This is a genomic window from Pseudomonas sp. S32 (assembly GCF_016648095.1).
Classification (GTDB): Bacteria; Pseudomonadota; Gammaproteobacteria; order Pseudomonadales; family Pseudomonadaceae; genus Aquipseudomonas; species Aquipseudomonas parafulva.
Map to the genome: position 1 here is coordinate 146054 of NZ_JACVVF010000003.1, position 17657 is coordinate 163710.

At 59.3% G+C, this 17657-nt stretch carries 19 protein-coding genes, 1 tRNA gene and 2 pseudogenes; 7 read left to right on the top strand and 15 right to left on the bottom strand.

Annotation, left to right across the window (positions count from 1 at the left end; translation table 11 throughout):
* Positions 1-20 precede the first annotated feature (20 nt).
* From IAE38_RS02770 to IAE38_RS02810, 9 genes are all read right to left on the bottom strand, one after another.
* Positions 21-284: a hypothetical protein gene (locus tag IAE38_RS02770; protein WP_201215686.1), complete on the bottom strand. Its 264-nt coding sequence runs from the start codon at positions 282-284 to the stop codon at positions 21-23.
* Between the two features lie 94 nt (positions 285-378).
* Positions 379-642 (bottom strand): hypothetical protein, encoded by a 264-nt coding sequence (locus IAE38_RS02775; RefSeq protein WP_201215689.1) that lies wholly within the window; start codon positions 640-642, stop codon positions 379-381.
* A gap of 118 nt (positions 643-760) precedes the next feature.
* Positions 761-1456 (bottom strand): lipopolysaccharide kinase InaA family protein, encoded by a 696-nt coding sequence (locus IAE38_RS02780; protein ID WP_201162388.1) that lies wholly within the window; start codon positions 1454-1456, stop codon positions 761-763.
* A 379-nt stretch (positions 1457-1835) separates the two neighbouring features.
* A complete protein-coding gene (locus IAE38_RS02785; RefSeq protein ID WP_154660064.1) occupies positions 1836-2012 on the bottom strand; it encodes a hypothetical protein in 177 nt (58 codons plus the stop codon).
* Between the two features lie 115 nt (positions 2013-2127).
* Positions 2128-2946, bottom strand: a complete 819-nt coding sequence (gene aroE, locus IAE38_RS02790; RefSeq protein WP_201162390.1) for a shikimate dehydrogenase — start codon at positions 2944-2946, stop codon at positions 2128-2130.
* Positions 2943-4175: a CaiB/BaiF CoA transferase family protein gene (locus tag IAE38_RS02795; protein WP_201162392.1), complete on the bottom strand. Its 1233-nt coding sequence runs from the start codon at positions 4173-4175 to the stop codon at positions 2943-2945. Before IAE38_RS02795 ends, aroE begins: the two co-directional genes overlap by 4 nt.
* Positions 4172-4627 (bottom strand): MaoC family dehydratase, encoded by a 456-nt coding sequence (locus tag IAE38_RS02800; RefSeq protein ID WP_028633423.1) that lies wholly within the window; start codon positions 4625-4627, stop codon positions 4172-4174. Before IAE38_RS02800 ends, IAE38_RS02795 begins: the two co-directional genes overlap by 4 nt.
* Complete coding sequence (locus IAE38_RS02805; protein ID WP_201215692.1) at positions 4624-5022, bottom strand: VOC family protein; 399 nt, start codon at positions 5020-5022, stop codon at positions 4624-4626. The genes IAE38_RS02800 and IAE38_RS02805 overlap by 4 nt, the downstream gene beginning before the upstream one ends.
* Complete coding sequence (locus IAE38_RS02810; RefSeq protein ID WP_201215694.1) at positions 5019-5963, bottom strand: ketopantoate reductase family protein; 945 nt, start codon at positions 5961-5963, stop codon at positions 5019-5021. Before IAE38_RS02810 ends, IAE38_RS02805 begins: the two co-directional genes overlap by 4 nt.
* Before the next feature lie 93 nt (positions 5964-6056).
* Between IAE38_RS02810 and IAE38_RS02815 the strand changes: the two genes are divergently transcribed.
* Entirely contained in the window at positions 6057-6962 is a 906-nt protein-coding gene (locus IAE38_RS02815; protein WP_201215697.1) for a LysR family transcriptional regulator, read from the top strand.
* Positions 6963-6999: 37 nt separating this feature from the next.
* Here IAE38_RS02815 and bla read toward each other — a convergent pair whose 3' ends face one another.
* From bla to IAE38_RS02830, 3 genes are all read right to left on the bottom strand, one after another.
* The gene (bla, locus tag IAE38_RS02820; protein ID WP_201215700.1) at positions 7000-7878 is read right to left on the bottom strand and encodes a class A beta-lactamase; all 879 of its coding nucleotides are present in this window, start codon (positions 7876-7878) and stop codon (positions 7000-7002) included.
* A 206-nt stretch (positions 7879-8084) separates the two neighbouring features.
* Positions 8085-9416: a hypothetical protein gene (locus IAE38_RS02825; protein WP_201215702.1), complete on the bottom strand. Its 1332-nt coding sequence runs from the start codon at positions 9414-9416 to the stop codon at positions 8085-8087.
* Between the two features lie 370 nt (positions 9417-9786).
* A complete protein-coding gene (locus IAE38_RS02830; protein WP_201215704.1) occupies positions 9787-10092 on the bottom strand; it encodes an NIPSNAP family protein in 306 nt (101 codons plus the stop codon).
* Positions 10093-11416: 1324 nt separating this feature from the next.
* Here IAE38_RS02830 and IAE38_RS02835 point away from each other — a divergent pair.
* The 3 genes and pseudogenes from IAE38_RS02835 to IAE38_RS02845 form a co-directional block, all read left to right on the top strand.
* Positions 11417-11605, top strand: coding sequence for a hypothetical protein (locus IAE38_RS02835; protein ID WP_201215706.1), 189 nt, complete (start codon positions 11417-11419; stop codon positions 11603-11605).
* A 254-nt stretch (positions 11606-11859) separates the two neighbouring features.
* A pseudogene (locus IAE38_RS02840) lies at positions 11860-12747 on the top strand (IS3 family transposase).
* Positions 12748-13033: 286 nt separating this feature from the next.
* Positions 13034-13859: pseudogene (locus tag IAE38_RS02845) on the top strand (DNA cytosine methyltransferase); the annotation flags it as partial.
* Between the two features lie 77 nt (positions 13860-13936).
* On the opposite strand, the gene IAE38_RS02850 reads toward IAE38_RS02845, so the two are convergent.
* Positions 13937-14644: a hypothetical protein gene (locus IAE38_RS02850; protein WP_201215708.1), complete on the bottom strand. Its 708-nt coding sequence runs from the start codon at positions 14642-14644 to the stop codon at positions 13937-13939.
* A gap of 210 nt (positions 14645-14854) precedes the next feature.
* On the opposite strand from IAE38_RS02850, the gene IAE38_RS02855 reads away from it, so the two are divergent.
* The gene (locus IAE38_RS02855) at positions 14855-15127 is read left to right on the top strand and encodes a hypothetical protein (RefSeq protein ID WP_201215796.1); all 273 of its coding nucleotides are present in this window, start codon (positions 14855-14857) and stop codon (positions 15125-15127) included.
* A 523-nt stretch (positions 15128-15650) separates the two neighbouring features.
* On the opposite strand, the gene IAE38_RS02860 is transcribed toward IAE38_RS02855, so the two are convergent.
* Positions 15651-16121, bottom strand: coding sequence for a lysozyme inhibitor LprI family protein (locus tag IAE38_RS02860; RefSeq protein ID WP_201215710.1), 471 nt, complete (start codon positions 16119-16121; stop codon positions 15651-15653).
* Between the two features lie 286 nt (positions 16122-16407).
* Here IAE38_RS02860 and IAE38_RS02865 point away from each other — a divergent pair, with 286 nt between their 5' ends.
* Both IAE38_RS02865 and IAE38_RS02870 read left to right on the top strand, forming a co-directional pair.
* Complete coding sequence (locus tag IAE38_RS02865) at positions 16408-16701, top strand: hypothetical protein (protein ID WP_201215712.1); 294 nt, start codon at positions 16408-16410, stop codon at positions 16699-16701.
* Between the two features lie 496 nt (positions 16702-17197).
* Positions 17198-17392 (top strand): hypothetical protein, encoded by a 195-nt coding sequence (locus IAE38_RS02870; RefSeq protein ID WP_236403420.1) that lies wholly within the window; start codon positions 17198-17200, stop codon positions 17390-17392.
* Positions 17393-17492: 100 nt separating this feature from the next.
* On the opposite strand, the gene IAE38_RS02875 is transcribed toward IAE38_RS02870, so the two are convergent.
* Positions 17493-17566, bottom strand: a tRNA-Cys gene (locus IAE38_RS02875).
* Between the last annotated feature and the right edge of the window lie 91 nt (positions 17567-17657).

Here is a 17657-nt window from a genome sequence, read left to right on the forward strand (position 1 = left end):
GTTGGGGTTGTCCAGAATGGCTACAGGTCCTTCTTGACCTCTTTATCAACGTGCTTGTCTGCCTTGTGGCGTTCCTTGTCCAGGTGGTCGGCGCCTTTCTCCATCTCCTCGCCATCGTGGTGGATGCCTTTTTCGACTTCATCGGCGCTGTGGTCCACACCTTTGTCGACTTCACGCACATCGTGCCGCACGCCCTTGCCGAGTTCGCCTTCAGCCTGGGCGGCCGACACCCCCAACAGGGCGGCAAACGCCAAGCTTGCAGCCGCAAATGTCCTTATCTTCATGGGTAACTCTCCGTGGTTTGGAAATCAGTGTTTCGACTGAAAACTCTAGACAGAGAACCCCGCACGCGCACACCTGCATTTATCATTAACACCCTCACCGCGTTGGCAGGCAACCGCCCACCGATTGTGGCACCGCGTTGAGCGTATCGGAATTCGGGCTCGAAAGAAGCTGGCCTTGAGCCTGGGCATAGATGATCCACCGCTCGAATACCTCGCGGTGGAGCCGGCAGGTTTCCTGCCAGTCGATGTGATCAAACTGGTCGTAGGCAATCTGTTTCATGGTTTCGCCGGCAGCATCACTGAGCTGCTTCAGCGCTTGGTACGCCTGATACTGACGTTCCCGTTTGGTGGCACTCATAAGGTCTCCTGCACAAAAGCGGTGGTCCAGTCGTTATGGCTACCGACTGGACCCGCAGGAGAAATATCCTCAGACAAATCTGAAAGTGGGCGACCGCCCACCACGTTGATCCGAGTGGTTAGAGAAGACGCTCCACGTCAGCGCCGTAACCATAGCGGTAGCCTCTGCAGAAGGCCTCCCATTCCGCAGCCTCCCAGCCAGACCTGCGTTTGACCTGCCGCAGGTCATGGCGGCTGGCTTTGGTCGCTGTCATGCGTTGGCGGGCTTTTTCGAAATCGAGCAAGGCTACCTTGATGCTCGACTCGCTGAAATCGACGAATACATGTTTCAGGTACAGGCAACCATGCTGCCAACGCCCAAGGTTCAACCTGGCCAGCGCACGCCCGTATGCCTCAAGGATCTCGTGGTGGCGCCGAGGCCCGACGGTTTTATCCACGCCTTGCAGGTAGAAGTCCTCCAGCGACAGGTACCCGTCCAGCGCGGCGGTAACCATCACGGCCTGCCATTCGCCCGCTTGTTTGTGCACATGGCTATGCAGCAGCGCAGGCGTAGCCACGCCAAGCGAAGCGGCAGCGCGCAAGGCCTTGGCTTCGCGGGCAACCGTTGGGTAGCCGAACGGGTGCAACAGGCTGCGGTAAATATGCCCAACCTGCTGCTTTTTGTAGAAGGTGAAACCTTCCACCTCAACCTTTAGCACCCCGCTTTCGCCGCCTCTGCGGATATTGGGTTCTTCCACCCAGACACCGGGGGCGTTGAGGATATCCTTCACCGGCGGGTGGTTTGGCCCCAGATCAGAGGAGAGTTGGTAAGTCATGAGGAGCCTACTACTTGTTATGAGCCACGACGTGGCGAGGGAGAAAATATATCAGCCAATTCGTACGAATGGCGAAGATATTGCCCACACCTGCTTTGAAATTCGGACAAGCGTGACTTACGGCTCAAACCTCAACCCCGACGCTTTCCAAGGCGTGAGCGGTGCGATCTCCTGGTAAACCAGGTGGCGGGGCATGCCGCAAGCAGCCAGATAACCCCTGTTGCAAGCACCCACGGCCACCTGCTGCCGGGGTTCAGGCACCACCCCACAAGGCCGAGGATAATCAGCAAAACGCCCGCCCAGCGCTGGCGGGCCGGGGTCATCCAGCGTCGCGACAACCAGTGCCTGGCGCGCCGCAGCACGCCTCCAGGGCGGCCCATCAGGCTGACGCGTGTTTCTCTGTCAGTTCGACGACCAGCTTGGCTGCGTCTGCGTCACTTTTCAGGTAGTGAACCTCACCCTCCCCGTCGTCGACCTCGTACAGCTCGGCGAGGTCAGGTTCGCGGTAAGCCTGCGGTATTTCGTCATCGGTCAGTGTTCTGAGTGTGACTGGCATTGCGGATCCTCCCTCTTTAACTCACCGACCCGAACTCACTAGGCGCAGTTCAATGAAACACCTCGCCACGGCGCGAGCGGGCTTTAAGCCAAGCCCGCACGTGGCGACCCATGGCTCACTCCAGCGGGATGGTCAGTTGGTCGATCACTGCCCGGGTATCCGGGCGCACGCCCCGCCACCAGGCAAACGCTTCGGCCGCTTGCTCCACCAGCATGCCTACACCGTCGGCCAGGCGTCCAACGCCCTGCTCCCCTGCCAGCCGTAAAAACGGCGTGAGGCCTTTGCCGTAGGCCAGTTCATAGGCCAACTGTGCAGTGCCCAATACTTGACCCGGCAACGGCGGCCGTTCACCCACCAGGCTCGCCGAGGTAGCGTTGATCACGATGTCGAAGGCCTGACCCTCTAGCGCCTCGTAGCGGCTGATGCGCAGCCGTGGATGGTCCAGCTCGTTGCGCAATTCCATGGCTTTTGCCATGTCTCGATTGGCAACCACCAGCTCGGCAGGTTCAGCGCCCAGGAATGGCAGCAACGCCCCCCGCACTGCACCACCGGCCCCCAGCACCAGCACCCGGCGGTTGCGCAGCGGCTCACCCAGGTTGACTTCAATATCGCGCAAAAGCCCTATGCCATCGAAGTTCTCAGCCGTGATGCAGCCACCCTCGAACTTCAGCGCATTGGCCGCGCGGGCCAGGCGGGCACGCTCACTGCGCTGGTCGGCCAGCTCGAAGGCGCGCAGTTTGAAGGGTGCGGTGATATTCATGCCAAGGCCGCCACCGTCGCGAAACTGGTGCACCTGGGCCTCGAACGCCTCAAGCGAACCTTCGATGGCGCCGTATTCCAGCTGCTGGCCAGTGGCGTTGGCAAACAGGCCATGAATCAACGGGGATTTGGTGTGGTTGATCGGCCGGCCGATCACTGCATAGCGGTCGCTCATCGTGCATCTCCGTGTCTGAATAACACACCGTCCGCCTGCATGGCGGTGATTTCTTCGGGGCTGAAGCCAAGCCCAGCCGCGACTTGCGCGTTGTGCTCGCCCAGGTCTGGGGCAACCTGATGCACCGTGGTATCGCAACCCGAAAAGCGGAATGGCAGGTTGGGCAGGCGCAAGGTGCCGTAGCGCGGGTGCTCTTGCTCAAGCACCATGTTGCGCGCCTGGATTTGCGGGTCGGCCAATACCTCATCAATGCGCTGTACCTTGGCACTGGGGATGTCGACGGCATCGAGCAAGGCGAGTACATCGGCCACCGAGCGGGCCCCTACCCAGCTGCGGACCACGGCCAGAATGGATTCGCGGTGGATGTTACGGCCGTTGAGGTTGTGATAACGGGCGTCACTGCCAAAGCCTGCTGGCCCGCCATGGGCTTCGAGCATGGCGGCAAAGCGCTGCCAGGCGTCGTCGACCTGGGCCGCGATCACCAGGTCGCCATCGGCCGCGCGGAACACCCCGTACAAGGTCGAGGTAGGCATGTCATGGCCGGTTTGCTCCGGCAACACCGTACCGTCAGACAGCGTGTAGCACTGCACGGCATACTCGTGCATCGACACCAGCGTGTCGTACAGGGCCATGTCGATGTGTTGGCCAGCGCCGCTGTTCACCCGCCCCAGCAGCGCGGCATTGATCGCCGCCACCGCATGAATGCCGGTGTACATGTCACCCAGTGAGATACGCAGCAACGGTGGCGCCTCCCCTGGCACACCGACCATCTGCATGATGCCGCTCTTGGCTTCGGCAATCAGCCCGAAACCGGCACGGTGTGCATCCGGGCCGGTATGGCCGTAAGCCGATATGGAGCAGTACACCAGGCGCGGGTTGCGCGCCGACAGTTCGGCGTAACCCAGGCCCAGCTTGTCCAGGGCGCCCGGGCGATAGTTTTCGATGAATACGTCCGCTGAGTCGGTCAGCCTTTGCATGAAGGCTTTGCCGCGCGGGTCCTTCATGTTCACGCTGACGCCCTGCTTGCCCATGTTCAGTTGCAGAAAATAGCCGCTTTGCTGGTCATCCAGTGCATACGCATGCTGGCGCCCGGCATCGCCGCTGCCTGGCCGCTCGACCTTGATCACTTCAGCGCCCAGGGCAGCCAGGCAACGGCCTACGTATGGCCCGGCCAGGAAGTGGCTGTAGTCGATCACACGGATACCTGCCAATGGAAGGGCCTGGCTCATGCTGCGGCCCTCCTGGGCACCATCAAGCGGTGCTCGCCGCGCTGCACCACCTGGCCGTGCTGGTTGATCAACTCGGAGGGCAGCACCACAATGCCCCAGCCTGGCCTGCTGTTGCTCGGGCGCATCGAGCCCACGCGCATGCGCACCTGCAGCACATCGTTGACCTTGATCGGCAGCACGAAGTCCCAGGTCCAGCCCAACGACATGCCCGGTACAAAGCGGTACTCGCACTGGGTTTTCAATCCGTCGGCAATCGACAACCCAAACAGGCCATGGGCGACCAGGCAGCCGAAGTGGCTGGCGTTGGCATAGGCCTCATCCACATGCACCGGGGTGTGGTCACCGGTGAGGTCGGCGTAGGCCAGGATCCGTTCGCGGGTGACCGTGTAGGTGGGGCTCAGGCATTCGTCACCTTCACGGGCATCGTCCCAGTATTTTTCCACCACACTCATGCCTGCACCTCCGCGCGCGGGTCAATGGCCAAGGCCTTGGCGACGCAGTTCGCCGGTTGCGCCTGGATGAACTCAACAGCCAGACCGTCCGGCAGGCGCAGCCAGTTGCGCCCTTGAGGCATCTCGCTCACGTCAAAACGCTGCGCGGCTGCCAGGGCTGCTGCGAGGTCTTCGCACATGATGCCCAGGTGGGCCATGCGGCCTTCCGGGCCGGCGAAGCCGGGTTGGTGAATGAACTGCAAACCACCCAGCGTCCAGTACTGGGAGGGCTGCTCAACACTCCCCTGCACTTCGCGCATCGTCATGCCACATACCTCGCTGAAAAAGCGGATATGCCAGTGGATGTCGCTCACCCAGAACGCTACGTGTTCAAGGTAGGCCTTTGGCTGGCTCATAGGGTTTCCTTCTGCTTGTCGGCCATGGCGCGTTCGATGCCCTTGATGCAGGCCACCAGTGTGGCGTTGACCGGTGTGGCCACGCCGTGGCGTTCGCCCCAGCGCACGACGGAGCCGTTGATGAAGTCGATTTCAGTCACCGAGCCTTTTTCCAGACTCTGCAACATCGAGGTGCGAAAACTTGGCGGCAGCCCTTCAGCGGCGAGGGCCCAGACGGCGTCGGCGCTGGTGAGGCCCAGGCAAATCCCGGCACGCTCGGCAACGGCCATGGCTTCAGCCACAGCGGCCTTGGCGGTCCGTTCCAGCAGGGGTTCGCTGTACAACTGCCCATAGCTGAGGGCGGTAATGCCGGTGAGCGCGCCGGTAGCCACGTTGACCAGCAACTTGTCCCACATGGTGCCGAGAATGTGGTCGCTGACGGCGGTCGCCAGCCCGGCACCATTGAAGGCGTCGGCGATGGCCTGCACGCGGTGCGTCACGGCCCCGTCCAGCTCGCCGATGTAGGTCTGCTTGCCGGCCACGCCGGCACGGATGCAGCCCGGCGCCAGCATCACGCCACCGACGTAGGTCTTGCCAGCCAGCACCCGCTCGCGGCCCACGGCGGCTGCCAGGATGTCCTCATGCCCCAGCCCGTTCTGCAGCGACAGCACCACGGTCTGCGGGCCGATGAGGGCGGCAGCCCCGGCGATGGCCTCGGCAGTGTGGAACGACTTCACAAGCACCAGGACCAGGTCGGCTACGCCTGCATCCGCCGCATCGGATGTGGCATTTACCTTCACCCATCGCTCGCCGCGTTCGTCCTGTACCCGCAGCCCCTCCCGATTGATGGCGTCCACATGCGCACGCCCGCGGTTCAACAGCCAGGTTTCATGCCCGGCTTCGCTCAAGGCCGCGCCAATGGCGCAACCCAGGGCACCAGCGCCCAGAATGCATATTTTCAAGTCGCAAACCTCCTTCGGCTTGCGACCACACTAGGCGGCAGAGCTTATTCGCGCTATACAATGGCCTCAATACAATCATTAAGAATCGCAATAATGAGTGAGTTGCAGCACCTTCCTGAGCCTAAGTTGCTGCAGCTGTTTGACGTGCTGTATCACTGCCGCAGCGTCACACGGGCCGCCGAGCAACTCGGGCAAAGCCAGCCCACCATCAGTATCTGGCTGGCACGCCTGCGCGAGCAGCTCAAAGACCCTCTGTTCGTGCGCACACCTGGCGGCATGGCGCCAACGCCGCGCGCCGACCAGCTGATCGGCCCGTGCCGTGAGGTGCTGGAATCCCTGCGGCGCCTGACCACCTGGGAGTCCCAGTTTGCACCGGCTACTGCCCAGCGACGCTTTCGCCTGTGCGTCAGTGATGCCAGCCATATCACGTTACTGCCCCGTATCCTCAACCACCTGCGCAACCATGCACCGGGTATACGCCTCGATGCCGTGCGCATCGATGGCAATACAGAAAGCGCACTGGAGTCCGGTGAAGCGGACCTGGCGATAGGCTTTGTGCCATGGCTGGGGGGTGGCATGTACCAACAGGTGCTGTTCAATCAGGACTGGGTGTGCCTGAGCAACCCGCAACACCTCCGCTTGCAGGGGCCCCTGACCACTGCCTGCTACCAGACCGAAGGGCATGTACAGATCAGTGCCGGCACGGGCCAGAAGCTGCTGGAAGGCAGCCTGACCCGCGCCGGGATTGAACGCAGGATCATGTTGGAGCTGCCGGGTTTTCTTGGCCTGGGCATGATTGTAGGGTCTACGGATTTGATCGCGACCCTGCCCCGGCATATCGGGCAAACGCTTGCCGACATGCACGGGCTCCGGCTGCATGACTGCCCCTTTGCGGTAGAGGGGTTCACGGTCAAACAGCACTGGCATGCGCGTTATCACCAGGATGCAGGTAACCGTTGGTTGAGAGAGGTGATCCGGGGGCTGTTTCAGTCGGAGTGACCCCAGGGCAACGGTGCTTCTGCCCCGCCAGAAGGGGTTAATGCCCCAGTACGCTGACAACCGCTTTCATCGAGGCGGCGATGGCGTCATTGTTCCACTCAGAGGCTTTAGTCTCGGCGCGCGAGAACACTACAACGATCCAGGGGGCTTTGCCGGGCGGCCAGATCACTGCCACGTCGTTTGCCACACCGTAGTCTCCAGAGCCAGTCTTGTCGCCGACCAACCAGCCCTGTGGCACGCCGGCGCGGATGCGTTTGTCACCGGTGGTATTGCCTTTCAGCCAGCCCTGCAATTGTTGACGGGCATCCTCCGCAAGGCCACTTCCAAGCAGCAACTTTTGCAATGTCACGCCCATGGCCAGGGGCGTCGTCGTATCACGAGGATCACCGGGTAGAGCGGTGTTCAGTGAAGGCTCATTACGGTCTGACCTGAACGCTGGGTCACCCAAGGTTCGGGCGTAGGCCGTCAACCCTTCTGGGCCACCGATGAGTTCAAGCAGCAAGTTACCCGCCGTATTATCGCTGTATTGCAGCGCTGCAGCGCACAGTTCGCGAACCGTCATGCCGGTTTGGACGTGCTGTTCGGTAATCGGCGAATAGGTCACCAGCTGGTCTGCGGCGTAAGTGATGCGCCGGTCCAGCAGTGCCTGGTCTTTGGCGCTTTTTGCCAGGATGGCGGCCGCCAGGATGACTTTGAAGGTGCTGCAGAATGCAAAGCGGTCCCCAGCGCGGTACGCGACGGTCTTGCCTGATGCCGTATCGATGGCCCAGACGCCCAGGGTCACGTTGAATGAGTGCTCGACAGTGGACAGGTCGCTGTCGATGTCGGTAGCGGCCCAGGTGGGCCAGGCCGCCGCAGCGCAAGTTGAAATCATGCCCGATTTGATCAACTGCCTGCGGGTTACCGGCTGGACCATTAAGCGCTCCCTGTGTTGAATGCGTGAGGTGGGATTCTACAGTGCGCGTGTGAGTTGGGGGCAGTGCTTGGCCATGGAATGGGCAGCTGCATAACTTTTATTGAGCGCATCGGAATGACGGGTTATAGGCGGCACCGGTCGCAGTACTGACGCAAGGACTCTGCGTCAGCAAGCATGTGAGGTACGCAAGGTGCCGCAGAAACCAATCAATCGTGCAGCTTGAGCACCTTTTCCAAGAAGTAGGAGCCGCGGGTGGGGGACAGCGTCAGGATGTGTATGCCGTGCGCACTGGCAAACACCTTGTTTGCCGTCCTGAAGTCAGGGCCACCGTCGAACAGCCCCCCGTTGCCGAAGGCGCTGTCGAGCTCTCCGGACCGTGTCAGGCGATACACTTGCAAACGGCCGACGTTGGTGGCGGTCAGCAGGGCGCCACCGAGCACAATGCGATCCTGGTCATCGATGTAAATCTCGCCCAGGGCCAGACCATGGCCATCGCTGCCGAGCGTTAAGGGTTGGCCGCGATTGAAGGTTGGGTCGTTCGCACCTGACTCGGCCAACACGAATACTGTCGTGGGTTGTTGGAGCTGGTACTCCTCGCCCCTGGATACAGCGATCCGACCATTTCTTGAGAATATACCCAGGCGCATGCTTGCCTGAACGGCGAACAGGTCTCGCTGCCCCTGGCCATCATTGAAACGCTCATCGGCGATGCCATGCCGGTCGTAACGCCTCACGATGACGCGTTGGTTGGTGCTTTCTGCTAGCACCAGGAAACTACCGTCGGCGAAGAAGTGCGCACGCAAGACCCGCAATGAAAAACCGGCGTTGTCGGTCAGTGGCAACATGCCGAGATCACGCGCCTCGCCGAGCTCATGTACCAACTCGCCAGTCTCAGGGTTGAAGACCGCCAACCAGCTTTCCGGGTGCTCGTCGTACTCATCTCCAACGGTGTAGGGGAAGATGGCTCGCAGTGAGCCGTTCGCAAATGCCAATGGGCGCTCGCCGGAGGATAAAAGCGCTTTCGTCGAGTCCTCCACCCGACGCATTTTTGCGCGGCCTTCGTCACCCGTTTGCCAACCTTCGCCGGGGTCTGGTAACGCATGGCCGTTATCGCCGAAGGATGTGACCGGTTTGAAGTATTCATCAAAGCGACTGACACCGATGAAGTTTAGATACTGCTCGAAGTTGGCATCGAAATAGGTGGGCAAGCCAACGGCGAAATAGGTCTGCTGGCCATTGATCGTGGCGCCGACAATTCCTCTGAAGTCCAGTGTTTCATCGGGCAAATTGGCAGCGTCTACTACCACATGGCCGGTACTTTCGTCCCAGTGGCCATCGGCATTGAGCCGGGTGAGCAATCCTGGGCTGGAGTCTGCAGGGTTACGGCCGAATACCACCACCCGTCCCTTGGCGTCGAGGGTGGATGGCCCGACTTGGAGAGAGGCCACGTCCGGGTTATAGCCAGGTTCGGGCGGAATATCGGCCACGCCTTGCGTGCCGTAGTCATAGTCAGGCGTGCCGGGAGATTGTGCATACATGTTGGTGAACCCCTCAATGTTAGGATGGCTTGAGACTAAGGCAGTGGATGTGGCTCTCCAACTGGCAAAAATGATAGGTCGCTGATTGCGCCACATCGATGGCGGGGATTGAACGCTCCGGTGGTGGGGCCCTGAGAGGGGTATCGAGCAATGGGCGCTCGTTGATGGGTGTTCCCACTATTCCGGCAGCGGCCCAGGGCAGTCGACCGGCCCGACGGCGCTTGCCTGCGATGCCTCTCCCCCCGTTATCAGTGCGAGCCGCGTAGTAAAGGTGCGCTCAATCGTTTGATAGATTGGGTTCGCGAGAGCAGTTCAAAATAGGTGGTGGGATGTCAGCCCGCACCCAGTGCGGGCCACTTGCTCAAAAGCATTACGCAAGCAAAGGGCGAAGGAAGCTTCTCTCGTAGCTCACGATGAACTTCAGTTTGGACGCTTCATCAACCAAGCGCACACAGTCAGGATCGACGGCGGCTTCTTGCCGGTACCGTTCGTAGTCGGCAAGGCTGGAAAAGCTGAAGAGGCAATACGCAACATTGTTGGCGCCTTCCGCCGGCAGGAAGTAACCGTGGTGTTGCCCACCCATTCTGGTGACCACGGGTATCCAAGCGCGAGCATAGCGTTCGAATGCATCGAGCTGGTAGGGGTCAATGATATAACGGACATGGCAGGTGACCATTAAATCACTCCTTGATTTGGGATCTTTATTGTAGAGGGGGCGGCCACGGTACAACAGAAAACCGCAGGGCCCCAATGCGAGCGTGATGGCTGAGAAGAAGAAGAATTAGTTTTAGACCCGTTCAAATGCAGGTGCGCGCCACCATCACCCATTTGGACCACGTACCGTTGCGCGTGTAAATGCGAACCTCGGCACCCACGGGACGGCTCTGCACTAAAGCCATCACCGGCGTGCCTACCAGATCAATGTCTAACCGAATGCGGTAGCTAGTTGGGGCGCTGCTGAGCGTGCTTTCAGGCGCCCATGCTGCATGACCTGACCGCATCTTTCACGCGCTCGAGTGGTGATTGCCAAGTGCGGTAAAAGTGGTAGCGAATGGTCGAACCGCCTGGCGCCGCATTAACATCGACCAGGTGTAGCGGGGCCTGTGCGTCAGGTGCCAAGACAGAGTAGCGGGCTCCAGATGCCTGCAAAATGCCACCTACGCTTACACCCAGCACCGTGGTGTTCTGCCAGGCATCACGGATGCATTCAGCAACCTGTTGAGGCTGCCTCGATGACTTCAGCTCCAACAGGGGCGGGTTGCTTCGCGTGTCGCCGACACTTGCGCACCCCGCCAGCGCTGCCACTACTATTGCCCCGATAGGAATTCGCATAGGTCCCCTCCTATAAAAATGAAACAGTACCAATGGTTTTCAACCTTTGGTTATCAGTGCCGCCCCTCAGTCATAAGGTCGCCAATCGAGACGGCCCGAAACACCCTGCCAAGGGGCAGGCGCTTCCCTCATGGTCAAAACCGTCCGGGGACGGCTCTTTTGCTGAGGGGAAACTGCTACGGCCCAGGTCTACAAGCAGCCCTGTAAAGCGGAAAGGCGTTTTTTGGCGATCCAGTTGCCAAGCACCACGTAGTACCTCGCTTCCGAGCCACTTCCCCTTGGCCTAATGTCGACAAAATACTCAGACCCAAAAGTGTGGACCGTGTAACCAGCATCATGCCCTGACTGCAGAGTGGCTCCGGGCGCTCCGCCAAAGATCGGCTGATTTTCCCACGCATACTGCACACACTTTGCCAGCGCTTGGTCGGACTTAGCCGAGTTCAGTATTTTATAGGGGCCTTTTCCGCGAGCCTCATTCATCGTTGGGGCCACACACCCCGCCAGCATCGCCATCCCCAAGCCAGCTATCAGGATTCGCATGACATTCCTCTTGAAGCCCGACTCTAGCAGCCGGGGTGATTAGACAGCCAGCATGGATGAAATGCCAGTATACAGCCATCATTCAGGCGTAGTAGTTTTGATCACCACCAGCCAGCAAGGACAGCATCATGAGGCCGCACATCAAATCAGCTATCGAAATGGCCAAGTCAAGGTCGCGATTTGCATTGACCCAAGCGCAAAAGCAGGGCGATGACATGCTCATTATTGTCAAAGGCCTGACTGATGCTATCGATGGGCTTACGGAAGCACTCTTGGTGCTGGACAGTCACCTGGCCGACGTTGAGCGCAACCAGTAATGTTCTTCGCCCCAGTCCGTTGCCAGAAGGCCTATGGACTGGGGGATTGGCCTGAGGAACGCCTAACGGGTTGCTCCCAGCCGGAAATGGACGGCTTAGAATACGGATAGGCCCGATTTTTAGCTGCTGATTAGTAACCGTCCGAACATCTCACCTTGCGCTGAAAATGCTAACGGTTGGCTGATCGTTATGTAGTGGTCTAACGAAACCGGACACCCATTTAGGCGAGAATGCTCGCCACAGAGAGGTGTCTGATGACCAAGCAACGTCGTACCTTTACCCCTGAGTTCAAACGCGAAGGCGCCTGCCTGGTGCTCGATCAAGTTTACAGTCATGCCGAAGCAGCCCGCTCGCTCGGTTTGGTCGAGTCGGCCCTACGCTGTTGGGTTAACCAGCCTCAGCAGGAACGTCGCGGCATCACGCCGGCCAGCAAAGCGTTGTCGCCAGACCAGCAAAAATTCAAGAGTGCGCCCGGCAGCCGTAGCATCAAGGTAGTGATGCAAGAAGCAGGTGAGCAAATCGGGCGGTTTAAGGTGCGCAGCTTAATGCGTGAGCTAGCTCTGGTCAGCAAGCAGCCAGGGTCGCATGCGTACAAAAAGCCCACAGTGGAGCGGCCAGACATTCCGAATATTTTGAACCGGGCGTTTGATGTGGAAGCGCCAAATCAGGTCTGGTGTGGTGACATCACTTACGTTTGAGCGCAGGGCAAATGGCATATCTGGCAGTTGTCCTGGATCTCTATGCACGCAGAGTGGTGGGCTGGGCCCTATCAGAAAAGCCGGACGCAGACCTCGCGGTCAAAGCACTGGACGTGGCTTACGAACAACGTGGGAAACCTCAAGGGCTACTGGGTCGCAATATCGCAGCCGTCAGTTCCGCCAGAGACTGTGGCGCTACCGCATGCGCCAGAGCATGAGCCGGCGAGGCAACTGCTGGGATAATGCGCCGATGGAGCGGGTATTTCGTAGCTTGAAATCAGAGTAGAACCTACCACGGGGTACCTGACTGGGCAGCAAACTCAACGAGACATCAGCCAGTACCTGATGAGCCATTACAACTGGATCCGCCCGCATCAATTCAACGACGGGCTGGCTCCGGCAAAAGCTGAAGAAAAACTTAAAACTGTGTCCGGGATCAGTTGATCCACGACATCGACTGCATGTGCGGCGACAGAAAATATTTTACGAATTTTCATCTCTACCCCAAAAAAAGGGGGCTGTGGCTTCCCACTATTAAGTTACAGGCAATCCGCTTGTGACTTATCTCGTGAGGATTACACATGAGCTGCAACTGCAACAACGCATTCCTGAAGGTTTTCTCGTCCGGGCTTTTCTGGGGCGCCGTAGCGCTCAAATGCCTCCAAGTGAAGTTCGGCGTCCTCTAATCGACAAGGCCCGGGCCCCGTAAGGGGCTCGCGGTAACTCCTACATGACCACCGCAATCGACCTGATCGCCGGCCTTGGCGGATGGAGCACCGGCGCGCGTGCCGCAGGCGTCCAGGTTCTCTGGGCGGCAACCCACTGGCCTGAGGCCGTGAAATGGCACGCAGCCAACCATCAAGAAACCAACCACGTATGCCAAGACCTGCACCAAGCCAACTGGGCAGCAGTTCCGCGACCGACATCGGTATCACCTCCCCGTGCTGCCAGGGCCACAAAAAGGCCCGCGGCAAGAAGAACGGAAACCCGAAGCATTATACTTCGAGATCCAAGGCCTGGGCCGTTCCGTCTGCTGCTGAGGTGCTGGAACAAGATGCTTGGGTAGTCGAGAACGTGCCCGAGTTCGTGAACTGGGTGCTCTACCCCTGCTGGGTGGATGCGATGCGGCGCCTGGGGTACTGGGTCGCACCTCATGTCGATTGCGCCGACCTTGGCGTGCCGCAGCAACAGGTGCGCCTGTTCCTGATCTGCACCAAGAGCAAGGCGCCGATACAGCTGCAACTGCAGCAGTGCCAGCACGTTCCGGCTGCCAGGGCTTCGGCCACCGCTTCACCATGCCTTACTACGGCAAAAGCTCCGGCACCACCGGCCGCGATATCAACCGGCCAATCGGCACCATCACAACCCTGGACCGCTGGGCCCTGGTCGACGGCGACCGCATGCGGATGCTCAGCGCCAGCGAGACCCTGGCCGCCATATCATTCCCGGCCGACACCCTTCGCCCAGACGAACACCGGCTGATCATGCACATGGCCGGAAACGCGCTACCACCTCTGGCCGGGCATCGTGTGATTGAGGCACCGATGAAAGCCGCGTGCCCCTCCGCCACTGCCGGCCAGCGCCTTACACTCAAGCGAACAAGTGAGGTCGGTGTCGAGCCGGCTGAGAAACGTCATGAAACGCGCCGAATGTACTCGACACCTTTACGGATTTGTTCCAGCGCTTTCGCAACAGGATCAACTTTTATCTGTCCTGCCGTCTCCTTGATTACGTCCAGTTGACCTGAAAAAAGTTTTCTCACGTCCTCTGGAATCATTTGAGATCCCATGATCTGCTCAATTTCGGAGGGGCCTATGAGCGGCTGGATTAACTGATGATCATCCCCGAGGAGCGTTAACCGAGCAGCGAGCAGGCCATAGAGGTCAAGGCTGAACTCAAGCGTGAACGTACGGACGTCTTCGACAGGTCTTTGGATTTTGATGAATTTTCCATTGCCATCGAACCGTTCAATATCGTGGGCTACATAGTACTTACCGTCTACCCATCCGTTGATTATCGGGTTCCCATCGTGCGTAGATGCGTTACGTGACAGGTAGAAAAACTCGCCATGACGGAGTGTCTTTATGTCTGCCCAGGTAATGGGAGTAGGAAGAAACACCGATCCACCATCTTTCAAGGTCTGCACAATGTTGCTGAGCGAGCCGAATGGATAGGTAAGAAGCGTAAGGTCGTTGACGCCGGGCAAGGGGTTTTGGGAAAACCCCGCCAGCGAGGTGTCACAGTGGCCTACCACCTGTTCAAGGTAGTGCTGGTATTCGCAAACCTTTGAGTTGAAATAATTAGCTACCCAAGAATTTGCCTTCAGTACCTTTTCTTCCACGACTCACCAACCCTATCGATTCTTTTTTTGAGCGCCCATGCTCGCACAGTGCAAGGCCCCGAGGCATCCCCGTGCCCACAGAAAACCGATCCAGCAACACCGAGAGGGTCAACGTGCCCACGCTGCTTGCCGCAGATACAGACCGCAACATGCTGGAGTACCTGACAGAATCTCTCGAACCGCAGACGTACCGTTGCGACCAGTGCGGCCATGAACAACCGCCTTCACTTTGATATCGCATCCGACCTGCGCGATTACATGCTGGCCTTCCCTCAAGCGACAGCCCAGCAGCCCTACCCCGACCCTATAGCCTGGATGGTTGGCACTGCCTTCTGGTGGACCAAAGAAGAAGCAGGGAGGGATGCGGCGGAGACTGGGATGCCGATTGTTGGGCTGGGCCCGATGACTGATTCACGCTTGGTGGAGCAAATGGATAGCCGCCTCGAACATGAAATGCTGGCTGTTGATAGTTGGAAAGCGTAAGCCGAAGAACTCCGCTACCGCCTGGCAAAGTGGGATGCACTGCTGGCCGAGACCCGGACCCTGTTGCACAGCGTTACCAACTTGGACGGCGCCAAGATCGGAACATTTTATTCGCACACGCTGCACATGGGGCATCGAATCGCTGCAGCCCTATCCGGCAGCGCAGAGCCGAGCGCGCCGGTCATGCAGACCCCCGAAGGCTGCTGCATCATGCCTCGTCGTCTGACGCCCGGGCACCCGCAGCATGGTGAACACGGTCCAAGCCTTCAATGCCACCGGCCGCGATCTCACGGAAGCAGAAGCTTGGCTGCTGATGCAGATCGTCAAGGTCGTGGCCAGTGGCAGAACCCCGAGAAGTATCCCGAGGACAGCGCGTTGGATGGCGTGGCGTGCGCCTCACTGAAGGCTGAGGCCCTGGCCGCTGGAATCAGGCCATGAAAACCTTCGGAGAAATCATCGAGGCGTCGAAAAACGAACGACCGCCCTGACTACGACGACCTGCGCCTATCAATCACCATCAAAATCACCATTCGTCCAAGTCGTGGAGACGTTGTATCTGGTGCTTGTACTCGCACACTATCTGATAGGTAGAGCTCGCGGTCCCAGTGACGAGAGCACCCACCACGCCGCAATCTGCCTCTACGAACTTCTCCCACGCCGCCTGCGCCTGGGGCATCATGGCCGGTACATTTTTCGGGAGCGAGCCTTCATCGACGTACTCTTTTGCGGTGGCCAGGGCTTTCTGGTATTTCTCTTTCACCGCATCCTTAGCCGCCTCCCGCATTTCATATGCGCAATGAGCTGAATCCTGAGTGGTTTTGGTCTCCGGCTTCCTCAAGCACTGCTGCCAATCAGCCTCCAGCTTCGCCGCGTACTGACGCACCGCTGCATCCCGTGCTGCAATCTCTGCTTCTTCGCCGTGCAGCTCGGCGTGGGCTGCGCCCACTACTACCAGCACCGCGCCTGCGATACCGGCCTTGATAGCGGTCTTCATTTTTCTCATTTCCCTGAGTGATAGCCCGGCCGGCGTGGTGCCGTTCCAGGCGGGTTTGGCTCGGCGAAAAGCCGGGCCGAGGTGGTCCTAACGCATTGTATGCGTTGCCATCACCATTGAGCTGGGGCATCGCAATATTTCAACCGCAATCAAGACCTTGATCAGAGCGCGCGATGAGCCTTCGGCAAGAGCGAGACACCCTGCTGGATGCTGGAGGACACCTTCTATGCCCCTACCCCTGCTGTACATGGCCTACCTGATATACAGGGGGCCATGAGCAACATCTTTGCAATCACTGATGAGGTGCTTCGAGATCATGCGGGCGGCCGACAAAGCGCTGACCCAGTACCATCTTGATCAGCAGGCGCGCAACGCCCCTGCGCTGGAAATGGTGAAGAAGCTGATTAGGGAAGTGGTGTTCGCCCAGGTCGAGGAAGAGATTGAAGCCGCCAAGAACACCTACGACTACGAGATCGTCGACGCGCCATCAGGCGCCCCCAAGACAACGGCTTCGCCCTCGGCGACGTTTACATCGATCAGGAGTGCGGGATGTCCGGCGATGACTTCTCCGTCACCCTAGCTCTTCCCCTCCCTGGCGGCGCGACTGCCAGTTCGCCGTCAACTGCTAATCCCTGCACCAACTACTCAAGCCCGCCGACATGCGCGGGCAAGGATGACCTGTGTCCGCAACAGAACGATTCCACCACACCGCTAATAACTGCGTGGAGCGCCTGGCGCGCCGGTCTCTGGCCGGAAGCCAAGTTGGCTCTGGTCATCTACCCCCCCGAAAAGCCTGAACTCGACATCGTGCACAAGGACAGCGGCCTCAACGTAGACGAGGTCGTGAGCTCCCTGCGCCGTCGTGGCGGCCTGAGTCTTGATGGAAAGAACAACTACAAGCGCCTGCTATGCGACGCTATCATCGGGTCCATGGCTTGCGGCAAGCAAAACAGCAACCCGCCGCCTACTGATCACTGGGCCTGTCATCGACGCGCGCTTGGAGCGGCGGAGGCTGCAGGGTGTTCGAAGCTCGCGGCTAATAAACAACGACGCCGGCCTGCGTATGAACTGGGGAAATGCTCAGGAATCGCTTCAGCGAAGCGCGTGATATGGCCTCCAGGAAGCTTACCGCCGACGGCAATGCACACTTGGCGACCAAAGTTCGGCAGTTCCAGCTTCTTGATATTCGACCCAAGGCAGCGTCGGAAATTGAGGGCATCACAAAGCGCGTTTATCGCAGCGTCGGTGAGGTGGTCAGCCCGACCAAGTAGGGACTGATGAGGAAACGGTGCCCAATGATGCGGAAACGATCCGGGTTTCCAGGGCACAAAGAAAAACCCCGCAGACGTTAATCTGCGGGGTTTTCGAATATGGAGGCCGAGGTCGGAATCGAACCGGCGTAGACGGATTTGCAATCCGGAGCATAACCACTTTGCTACTCGGCCTCAAAGTTCGGAGTTAGCCGCTTGCGCTTCGCTATCTCCTTGAAACGCTGCCCCTTTTTCAAAGTTCGCTGCGTTTCGATGGGCGCCATTA